Source organism: Pseudomonas sp. PS01298, assembly GCF_029959745.1.
GTDB lineage: Bacteria > Pseudomonadota > Gammaproteobacteria > Pseudomonadales > Pseudomonadaceae > Aquipseudomonas > Aquipseudomonas aylmerensis.
Window position 1 is genome coordinate 1 of sequence record NZ_JASCPP010000170.1, and the last position, 9,028, is coordinate 9,028.

Genomic DNA, 9,028 nt, shown 5'->3' on the forward strand with positions numbered 1-9,028 from the left:
GGCTGGCCTGCGATGGCATCAACCCGGAGCGCCTGCCCCCCGGGTGCCCACATCGCAGGCCAGCCAGCGCCCACATTTCCAATCCCGCGTCAGTTGCGGGATTTGCGGTAATCAATCACATACGGCACTTTTTTCTCGAAGGTCTTCTCCAGCTCATCGCGGTCCAGCGTGGTCATGCCGCCCAGTTGATGGGCGGTAAAACCGCTGTCGCCAACCTGTGAGCCCGGCGCGAGGCTGACCATGCGCTGGGCGACGGCTTCAATGGCGTCCTTGTAGCCGCTTTTCTTGTCCAGGTTGTACTGGCTCAGGTCGACCTGCGTGCGCAGCCAGTTGCCCCAGTAGAACTCCAGAAATTCCGGCGCTACCGCACCCTCCTCCGGCTTGCCATAGGCGGCCTTGCGCGTGAAGTACACGAGGCTGCGGAACATGTCGTCCTGCAGGTTCTTGAAGCCCAGGTGGGCCGGCAATTGAGTCGGCGGCAGGGTCTGGCCCTGGTTGTCCTTGAGCCAGACCTTGCGCGCCGCCTGCATGCGCTGCCAGAACGTGGCGAGGTCGGGGCTGTCGCTGAAGTCGTCGGTGACCTTGACCCACATGTTCAACCGGGGACCGCCGCCGGGGACTTCCCACAAGGTGGTGAAACTGTGGTGGCCGTCGGTCAGGTACAGCTGGCCCGCGGGGCCGACCACCACGGTTTTCATGTCTTCAGGATGGGTGCCCACCGGGTCCTTGCAGGTGAAGCTGTCGGGCCGCTGCAGGTCGGCCTTTTTCGGCACGTTGTCGGCTTCGCCCTGGCCGTTGGTTTCGCAGTACTCATCGAAGACCTTCTTCGGCTTGTCGGCAAACAGCCCCAGGCTGTAGTAAATCTGGTCGAACCCCACCACCGCCTGGGTCGGGTGCAGCTGTTGGAGGCTGACCTCGATCACCTGGCCGGGCTTGGGGGTGGAAAACGCCTGGGCTTGAGCCGCCAGCACGCAAAGCAGCAGTGCAACTGTCCATGTAGGTAAACGCATAGGCTTCAGATCCTTATGAAAGTGAGTGAACCGATACTACAAACGTTCGTCGCGGCCAGGCTGTACGGTTGCTGAAAAAGCCAGCGGTCTTTTACAGCGCGAGCGGCTAGAATCAACCCTATCCGTGACCCACCAAATAGCCAGGAGCCATGATGAGCTCGACCAACCCGCCCTCCCACACCGCCAAGCTGGACCGCATCCTGGCCGATGCCCAGCGTGACCGGGAAATGGGCTACCGCGACAAAGCCTTGAAGATGTACCCCCACGTGTGCGGCCGCTGCGCCCGTGAGTTCTCCGGCAAACGCTTGAGCGAGCTCACCGTACACCACCGAAATCACAATCATGATGACAACCCCCAGGACGGTTCCAACTGGGAGTTGCTGTGCCTGTACTGCCACGACAACGAACACTCGCGCTACACCGACCAGCAGTACTTCGGCGAAGGCTCCACCAGCAGCCCGACGATTGCCAAGGCCACGCACAACCCGTTTGCGGCGTTGGCGGGGCTGATGAAGAAAGACGACTGAATTACGCAGCTGCAAGTTTCAAGCAGCGAGCTACAAGAAAAAGCCATGCCGCTTTTACTTGCAGCTCGTAGCTTGCCGCTATACTGCTGCCTTTTTAAGGCACTCCCGTGGGCAATAAACGCTACAGCTGCATCGGTCTGTATAACCCCAAATCCCCCGAAAACGTTGGTTCGGTGATGCGTGCCGCCGGCTGCTACGGCGTGGCCTCGGTGTTCTACACCGGCGTGCGCTACGAGCGCGCCCGGGACTTCATCACCGACACCAAGAAAGTCCACCACGACATTCCGCTGATCGGCATCGACGACCTGAAGAAGATCCTCCCCCTGGGCTGCATCCCGGTCGCGGTGGAGTTGGTGGAAGGCGCCCGCCCGCTGCCCGAATACACGCACCCTGACCGCGCGCTGTATATCTTCGGCCCCGAAGATGGCTCGCTGGATAAAGAGATCCGCGACTGGTGCGAAGACGTCGTGTACATCCCGACCACCGGCTGCATGAACCTTGCCGCGACCGTCAACGTGGTGCTCTACGACCGCCTGGCCAAGGGCAACAACACCCGTTCGGGCCCCAAGTACTGATTTATCGGGAACATCCGGCGCCTGCCCGCAGTCAGCTGCATATCACTAGCCCTCGTTGGAGACAGATCATGAGCGACAGCAAAACCTTGCGCCCTATCATCGAACACACGCCGTTCCAGACCCAGCCCACCCAGAACGTGCACGGCTGGGAACGCATCGGCTCGGTGGCCGGTGGCGTGATGATGGTCGGCAAAGGCCTGCGCCGCGGCGGGATTTTCGGCTTGATCCAGGTGGCGATTGGCGGCGTGGCGCTGGTGCGCGGCGTCACCGGGCACAGCTCGCTCAAGGACAAGCTGGAACAGGGCCGTCAGGAAATGAACAGCGTGCGTACAAAGATCGAACGCGCCGGTGAAGAGCTGAAAAACCTGAAGACCAAGGCCGAAGTGGCGGCTGAAAAAGCGGTAAAAACCACCGGCTAGCCTTACCTGTAGGAGCCCGGCTTGCCGGGCTCCTACAGGAAGCTGCAGTCTGTTCGGCGGATTCAGCGCAGCAACTTGCTGTCCAGCACCACCGACGTCTCGCCGATGATGCTCTCGGCCAGTTGCACAAACTCCGCAGTGGTAATGCTGTTGGCCCGCATCACCGCCTGGGCGAGATCATCCAGGGAGCGCTTGTTGTGGGTTTTCACGCGGATCTCGCGATCCAGCTCCTGCAACACCACCACCGCCCGTGAGACCGTCGCCCCGCTGACGTGCTCGCCGCGCAGGCTGGTCACGTCCTTGCCCTCCTTGACCAACCTCGCCTGGATTGCCTGATACCGCTCATCGGTAATGCCGCCGGCACGGCGCAGCAGCTCGATAGCGTAGTACTCGCCCAGGCCCTCGCTGATCCAGTCACTGGTGTCGTGATCGTTGAAACGGCCAATCGCCTGCACTACTTCACGGAGTAGCGGGCTGCTGCCATTTTCACTGACCAGCGGCGTACGGCTGTTGAGGTAGATCGAGTCGCGCGCGGCAAACGCGCCACGGCGCATCGGGTCGCTGGCGCCTACCACCAGCAGCTTGGCCGGATGGCGCGGGAACGCCGCTTCCACCTGGGGCCAGACGAACGTCAGCAACGTCAGCACATCCATGCGACGCATGGCCTGGCCCTTGGGCGACGCGACGGTGACTTCGCTCTCGCCCAGGCGCACGCGGCGGCTGCCGAGGGTGCCGGCGAGCATCCAGCCGGTCGGCCGGTCGAACAGGCGCGAAACATTGTCGATACGAAATTTGTTCTTGCCGATCCGCGGCCAGGCGGTTTCGATACTTTTCCAGCCTGCCGGCAGTTCGAACACCAGGCGCGCGACCAACTCCACCCCGTCCTGCTGGTCGAGGCGCGCGGGCGGCACCAGGTCTTCGCCGCGAAACAGCGCCCAACTCGGCGTCATCCGCGCCTCATAAATGCCCGGCTTGCGCGCGTGGGTGAGGCGAACGCGGTAGGTCAGGCTGGCCTTGTTGGCGCCGGGTTGCCACCGGCCGCGGTGCTCGGTGACGCTCCATTGGCCATCAGCCTTGAAGTCGCTGTAGTCACCGTCATGGCCAAGGTCGAAATCCAGGCTGCGCACCGCCGAGCCCTGGGACAGGCTCACCCGCACCTCGGCCTGATCGCTCTGGGGCAACAACTTGACGTGATAATCCAGGTCGACCTTCTTCGCGCACCACGCAGGCATGCTCAACGCCAGTAACACCAGGCTTGCCGCCAGCTGGGTTCCCGCCCTCATACACACTCCTCGTTCAGCCCGCGCGGAAAATCAGGTAATCCTCCCAGTCATCCTCGGGCACGCTGCCTTCGCTGAGCATGCGACCGGACTGGGAAATGCGTTCATGGTGCACGGCGTCGCGGTCGCCGCAGACCAGGTGGTGCCACAGCGGCAGGTCCTTGCGCTCGCTGACCAGGCGATAGCCGCAGGTGGGCGGCAGCCATTTGAACTGGTCGGCCTGGCCCGGGGTGAGCTGGATGCAGTCGGGCACCGAGGCGCGGCGGTTGGGGTAGTCGGTGCACTGGCAGGTCTTCAGGTCGAGCAGTTTGCAGGCGATACGCGTGTAATAGACGCTGTTGTCGTCCTCATCCTCAAGCTTTTGCAGGCAGCACAGGCCACAGCCGTCGCACAACGACTCCCACTCCTCCTGGTCGAGGTGTTCAAGGGTTTTGCGTATCCAGAAAGGTTCGACTTTGGCGGCCATGGCTCTGCATCAGTATCGGTAGGTGAAAAGGCCGCCAGTCTAGTGCCCAAGGCCCTTGGGGCCAAGCGCTGGCGACTGTCGGTACGACAAGACTTGTCAGCGAACCTTCGTCGCAGTAGCTTTGTGAGCCGCGAAGGCCCTGCGTCGGCCGCCATAAATGCTTCGCCGCATTGCCCACGACGCCCCATGGAGCCTTGAAAAAACCCTCGCCGAGCTCATCGGTGCCCCGTTTTTTTGAACTGCGCTTGCCTATCTCACCGTAGCCCATCGTCGTCATCAGGAACTGTTCATGAGCACAAATCCACGCGTTGCCGATTACCCGATCCACACCCAGTTCACCGAGCGCTGGTCGCCACGCGCCTTTACCGGTGAAAGCATTCCCCAGGAAACCCTGCTGAGCTTCTTTGAAGCCGCACGCTGGGCGCCGTCGGCCTACAACTCGCAGCCATGGCGCTTTCTCTACGCGCGCCGCGACACGCCGGACTGGGAACGTTTCCTGGGCTTGCTGAATGAATTCAACCGTGGGTGGGCGCAGCATGCCTCGGCCCTGGTGATCATCGCCTCGAAAACCGACTTCACCGCCCCTGGCGCCACGGAAGAAACCCCGGCGCTGTGGCACACCTTCGACACCGGCTCGGCCTGGGGCCACCTGGCGCTGCAAGCCAGCCTCAGCGGCTGGCACACCCACGGCATGGCCGGCTTCGACCAGGAGCTGACCCGCAAGGAGCTGAAGATTCCAGAAGGGTATGCGCTGCACGCGGCCGTGGCCGTCGGCAAGCTGGGTGACAAGTCGACCTTGCCCGAGTACCTGCAAGGCCGCGAAGCACCGAGCCCGCGCAAGCCGCTGAGCGAGCTGGTGTCAGAGGGTGATTTCAGCCTTTGAGCCGTGTCACCCTGGCGTTGCCGAACGCCAGGGTGAGCCGATCAAGACGCGGGGGCGATCAGCTCATTGAACGCCGCCCGCAGTTCAGCGACTTGCCGGTCATACACGCGCTTGACCACCGGCACCATGAACTCCCCAGGCATGCCATTCAAGTCCACCGGATACAGCTTGTTTGGCCGCCAAGGCGGCATCGGTCGGAGCCGGTGTTCCCCGGCTGGAAAACGCCAAGGCTGGCGTATTGAAAGAGGAAGGGGTGAGCGTGGTCATGGGCGAACCTGTCCTTAGTCATATGGATATCCTTAAAGGGCGCGACCTTGCGCCCTTTGCGGTCACTGGGTGGGAGTGCCCGCGAAGAAGGTTCCATCTTGACTGTCAGGTTGTGTGTCGCCGTCAGTAACCGCGCTCGAAATCCACTTCTCCGCGCAGGGCTTGCTTGGCCTGAAACGCGCGCACGTTCTGCACAAACAACTCGACCATCATCGACGGCGAGGTCGGTGCGGAACTGTGCCCGGTCAGCAACAGGCCCCACGCCGTCCAGAACGGATGGCGCTGCGGCAGCGGTTCCTGGCGGCACACGTCGATCACCGCGCCGGCCAGGTGGCCTTCCTTCAAGGCCTCGACCAGGTCGGCATCGACCACGGCCACGCCGCGCCCGACGTTGATAAACAGCCCGGTCGGCTTGAATTGCTTGAACAGCGCCGCGTCATACAGGTCGTGGGTGTTCGGCGTGTTGGGCAGCAGGTTGATCACATAATCCGCCTCGCCCACCAGCCGGCCGAGCTGATCGAGCCCGGCCACTTCGATAAACGGCGCCTGTTCCCGCGCGGTGCTGGCGATGCCGTACACCTTGACGCCAAACGGCACGAGAAACTCCGCCACGCTCTGTCCGATATCGCCGGTACCGACGATCAGCGCCGTACGCCCCGCCAGGCTCTGGCCCATGCGGTTGTCCCATTTGCGCTCGACCTGGCTGACCAGCCGCGCGAGTACTTCGCGCTCGTGGCCGAGCATGTAGGTGAGGACGAACTCAGCCATGACCTGGCCAAAGATGCCGACCGCACGGGTCAGGCGATAATCGCGTGGCAAGCCGTCGGCCAGCAGCGGCGTGATGCCCGCCCAGGTCGATTGCAGCCATTGCGGTTGATGGCCCTGGCGCAACAACGTCGCCAGCAGGTCAGGTTGGCCAAGCCATACCGGGCAATCGGCGGCCAGGCGCGACAGTTCGGCCGAGTCGCCGCTGGTCAGCACCTCAAGGTCCGGTGCCGCTTCGCCCAGCAACCGGGCGTACAGAGGGTGATCCTGTTCAGCAATCAGAACACGCATGCTTCAAACCTTTCAAAAACAGTGCAGACGGCCGCCCGCATCCCTTGCGGCCAGCGCCCGATAATACGATTCCATGGATGAATGTGCCCTGAACAGGGCACCCACCGATCACACCGGGTCGTTGCGTCGCAGCAGCTCTTCGGGCAAGTGCTCGATGTACTCGTCCTCGGCCGGCGGCATTTGCAGGTGGTAGCCCTGCTTTTCGAGGTTTTCCAGCACCACGGTGATGTCTTCGCGCGACAGCTTGCGCTCCGGCGTCAGTACCATGTCAAACGCGTGATGGGCCTTGCCGAAGGCTTCCATCAACGGTTCCGGCACGCGCTCCAGGGCATCGCTTTTCAGCACATAGAGATACATTTCGTTGCGTTTCAAGCTGCGATAGATGGAGCAGATACGTTTCAAGGCTGTTCTCCGGCAGTGGCCAGGCTGTCGAGCAGCGCCTGGCCCATCAACTCGCGGCGCCAGCCACGCAGCGAGTCTGGCAATTGGTAAGGCCCATCGGGATAGCCACTTTTGACCAGGGCTTCGAGGGTTTTCTTGCGCAGCATCAGCTCGGGCGCCATGTCGAGGCGCTCGGCGAAGGTCTGGCCAAGGGCACGCAGTTGCTTGATCAGCGCCGCGGCGTCCACCGGCAGCGGTTCAGCAACGGCCGGTGGCCATTGGTCCATGGGCACGCTGCCGGCACGCTTGATCAGGTCCAGCAGGAACTGGCCGTCCTGTCGCACGGTACGCGGGTGCATGTCTTCGATCTTGCCCAGCGCGGCGAGGTTATCCGGCTGGGATTTGGCCAGGGGCCACAGCGAGTGTTCGCGAATGATGCGGTTGCGCGGCAAGTCACGCGCACGCGCCTGCTGTTCGCGCCAGGCGCACAGCTCACGCAAGACGGCGAGCTGGGCACGCGAGAGTTTCCACGCCAGCTTGGCGTCGCGGTACACCTCGTACGGGTCGACTTCGCGGCGCAGGTTGGCGACCAGCTCGGCGCCGTCCTCCAGGACCCAGGCGTACTTGTCGTCGGAAAGCTGCGGGCGCAGGCGTGTGTAGACTTCGGCCAGGTGCACCGCGTCTTCGGCGGCGTAGCTGATTTGCGTCTCCGACAATGGCCGCTGTAGCCAGTCGGAGCGGGTCTCGCCCTTGGGCAGCTCGATATCGAGCACGGCCTGCACCAGGCGCGAATAGCCCATGGAGAAACCAAGGTTCAGGTAGGCCGCCGCCAATTGGGTGTCGAACAACGGCACCGGCAGGCTGCCAGTCAGGCGCAGCAGCACTTCGAGGTCTTCGCTGCAGGCATGCACCACCTTGATCACCGCTGGGTTTTCCAGCAAGGCGGCCAAAGGTTGCCAGTTGTCGATGGTCAGGGGGTCGATCAGGTAAGCGCGAACGCCATCACCGATCTGGATCAGCCCGGCAATGGGATAAAAGGTGTCGACCCGCATGAATTCGGTGTCGAGGGCGACGAATGGCAACTGCTGCCATTCGGCGCAATGCTGGCCGAGGCTATCGTTGTCGCAGATCCAGTGAATATCGATGGCCACACGGCTCTCCCTTGAAGAATGGCGCGCAGTATATATCGCGAAAGGGACTTGCGAGCATTCGCAGTGCACAGGCGTCCATGAAAACTCAGACAAGAGATGAAGAATAGTCCGACAGGCGGGACTTATCCTCTCTTACGCAGAACGTAGACCCGCCACAGGTGGGAGCCGGGGATGAATTCCTGGTGATGCAGGATTTTGAAGCCGGCTTGGCGAAACTCCTCTTCCACCGGGGTGCGCGACGGCACCGACACAATCACCGTGTCACGGCTGACCCGGTGAAACTCGCGCAACAACGCCAGGCGCCCTTCACTGCTGGGCACATGACGAAATAATTCCAGGCAAAAAATGCAATCCACCGCGTTGGCCGACAAGCCGACGGAAAACGCCGAGCCCTGAAACGTCTTGACCCGCTTGAGCAACGACGCCGGGTGGTGGGTGCGGGCGTGGTCGAGCATGGCCTGGGAGTTGTCCGACGCCAGGATCACCCGGTTGACGTGCTCCGCCAATACCGGCCAGAATCGCCCCGAGCCGCAGGCCAGGTCCAGCACCAGCCCCGGTTCGCCGGCGACTTTCAGCGCCTGGCGCACCAGCCACTCGTCGCGCCACGACGCCAGACGCCGCCGCAGCCCTGGCGGACGTGTATCGCCGCAGACCCTGGCGTGCTCACGGTCACAGCGCTCGGCGTATTCAATCTCGATGGAAGAAGGCGGTTGTGGCGACATCACAGGCTCATGTGAGTTAAACGGTGGTGAACGACCTTGATTCGCAGCTTAACCAGCGGAACGTGAAAAAAAAGTTGAAACGCGTGACGGGGGTGTTGCTGGGGAAGGATGTAGTGATCTCTGTGGCAAGTGAGCTTGTTGTGGTGAGCAGGCTTGTTATGGAGAGCAGGCTTGGTTGAGCAGGCTTATTGTGGCGAGCGGGCTTGCCCCGCGTTGGGCGGCGAAGCCGCCCCAAAACCAGTCAACCGGTTATGCCTGACACACTGCGGGGGCCTTAGGAAGGGGCGGCTT

At 62.5% G+C, this 9,028-nt stretch carries 11 protein-coding genes; 4 read left to right on the forward strand and 7 right to left on the reverse strand.

The features are described from left to right. Positions 1 to 89: 89 nt before the first annotated feature. A complete protein-coding gene (locus tag QMX97_RS30445; protein WP_282398141.1) occupies positions 90 to 1,010 on the reverse strand; it encodes a ParB/Srx family N-terminal domain-containing protein in 921 nt (306 codons plus the stop codon). 152 nt (positions 1,011 to 1,162) lie between these two features. On the opposite strand from QMX97_RS30445, the gene QMX97_RS30450 reads away from it, so the two are divergent. The 3 genes from QMX97_RS30450 to QMX97_RS30460 all read left to right on the forward strand — a co-directional run bounded on the left by QMX97_RS30450 (position 1,163) and on the right by QMX97_RS30460 (position 2,531). Then, positions 1,163 to 1,537, forward strand: a complete 375-nt coding sequence (locus QMX97_RS30450) for a YajD family HNH nuclease (RefSeq protein WP_025858458.1) — start codon at positions 1,163 to 1,165, stop codon at positions 1,535 to 1,537. Positions 1,538 to 1,644: 107 nt separating this feature from the next. Then, entirely contained in the window at positions 1,645 to 2,112 is a 468-nt protein-coding gene (locus QMX97_RS30455; protein ID WP_003189607.1) for an RNA methyltransferase, read from the forward strand. Between the two features lie 68 nt (positions 2,113 to 2,180). Continuing rightward, a complete protein-coding gene (locus tag QMX97_RS30460) occupies positions 2,181 to 2,531 on the forward strand; it encodes a DUF2892 domain-containing protein (protein WP_065902075.1) in 351 nt (116 codons plus the stop codon). Positions 2,532 to 2,593: 62 nt separating this feature from the next. On the opposite strand, the gene QMX97_RS30465 is transcribed toward QMX97_RS30460, so the two are convergent. Then, the gene (locus tag QMX97_RS30465) at positions 2,594 to 3,814 is read right to left on the reverse strand and encodes a hypothetical protein (RefSeq protein WP_282398142.1); all 1,221 of its coding nucleotides are present in this window, start codon (positions 3,812 to 3,814) and stop codon (positions 2,594 to 2,596) included. A gap of 13 nt (positions 3,815 to 3,827) precedes the next feature. Then, entirely contained in the window at positions 3,828 to 4,277 is a 450-nt protein-coding gene (locus QMX97_RS30470; RefSeq protein ID WP_003172524.1) for a YcgN family cysteine cluster protein, read from the reverse strand. A 289-nt stretch (positions 4,278 to 4,566) separates the two neighbouring features. On the opposite strand from QMX97_RS30470, the gene QMX97_RS30475 reads away from it, so the two are divergent. Then, complete coding sequence (locus QMX97_RS30475; RefSeq protein ID WP_065902081.1) at positions 4,567 to 5,160, forward strand: nitroreductase family protein; 594 nt, start codon at positions 4,567 to 4,569, stop codon at positions 5,158 to 5,160. 390 nt (positions 5,161 to 5,550) lie between these two features. On the opposite strand, the gene QMX97_RS30480 is transcribed toward QMX97_RS30475, so the two are convergent. The 4 genes from QMX97_RS30480 to QMX97_RS30495 form a co-directional block, all read right to left on the reverse strand. Further along, positions 5,551 to 6,483 (reverse strand): D-2-hydroxyacid dehydrogenase, encoded by a 933-nt coding sequence (locus tag QMX97_RS30480; RefSeq protein WP_106804837.1) that lies wholly within the window; start codon positions 6,481 to 6,483, stop codon positions 5,551 to 5,553. 108 nt (positions 6,484 to 6,591) lie between these two features. Then, on the reverse strand, positions 6,592 to 6,885 hold the full coding sequence (locus QMX97_RS30485; RefSeq protein WP_065902086.1) for a YcgL domain-containing protein: 294 nt from the start codon (positions 6,883 to 6,885) through the stop codon (positions 6,592 to 6,594). Continuing rightward, positions 6,882 to 8,015: a ribonuclease D gene (gene rnd / locus QMX97_RS30490; RefSeq protein ID WP_065902088.1), complete on the reverse strand. Its 1,134-nt coding sequence runs from the start codon at positions 8,013 to 8,015 to the stop codon at positions 6,882 to 6,884. Before rnd ends, QMX97_RS30485 begins: the two co-directional genes overlap by 4 nt. A gap of 122 nt (positions 8,016 to 8,137) precedes the next feature. Beyond that, positions 8,138 to 8,737: a class I SAM-dependent methyltransferase gene (locus tag QMX97_RS30495; RefSeq protein ID WP_282398143.1), complete on the reverse strand. Its 600-nt coding sequence runs from the start codon at positions 8,735 to 8,737 to the stop codon at positions 8,138 to 8,140. Positions 8,738 to 9,028: the final 291 nt, after the last annotated feature.

Excerpts from the sequence above, each read along its gene's own strand:
- QMX97_RS30445 (WP_282398141.1), bottom strand. The coding sequence starts at position 1,010 with ATGCGTTTACCTACATGGACAGTTGCACTGCTGCTTTGCGTGCTGGCG.
- QMX97_RS30450 (WP_025858458.1), top strand. The coding sequence starts at position 1,163 with ATGAGCTCGACCAACCCGCCCTCCCACACCGCCAAGCTGGACCGCATC.
- QMX97_RS30460 (WP_065902075.1), top strand. The coding sequence starts at position 2,181 with ATGAGCGACAGCAAAACCTTGCGCCCTATCATCGAACACACGCCGTTC.
- QMX97_RS30465 (WP_282398142.1), bottom strand. The coding sequence starts at position 3,814 with ATGAGGGCGGGAACCCAGCTGGCGGCAAGCCTGGTGTTACTGGCGTTG.
- QMX97_RS30470 (WP_003172524.1), bottom strand. The coding sequence starts at position 4,277 with ATGGCCGCCAAAGTCGAACCTTTCTGGATACGCAAAACCCTTGAACAC.
- QMX97_RS30475 (WP_065902081.1), top strand. The coding sequence starts at position 4,567 with ATGAGCACAAATCCACGCGTTGCCGATTACCCGATCCACACCCAGTTC.
- QMX97_RS30480 (WP_106804837.1), bottom strand. The coding sequence starts at position 6,483 with ATGCGTGTTCTGATTGCTGAACAGGATCACCCTCTGTACGCCCGGTTG.
- QMX97_RS30495 (WP_282398143.1), bottom strand. The coding sequence starts at position 8,737 with ATGTCGCCACAACCGCCTTCTTCCATCGAGATTGAATACGCCGAGCGC.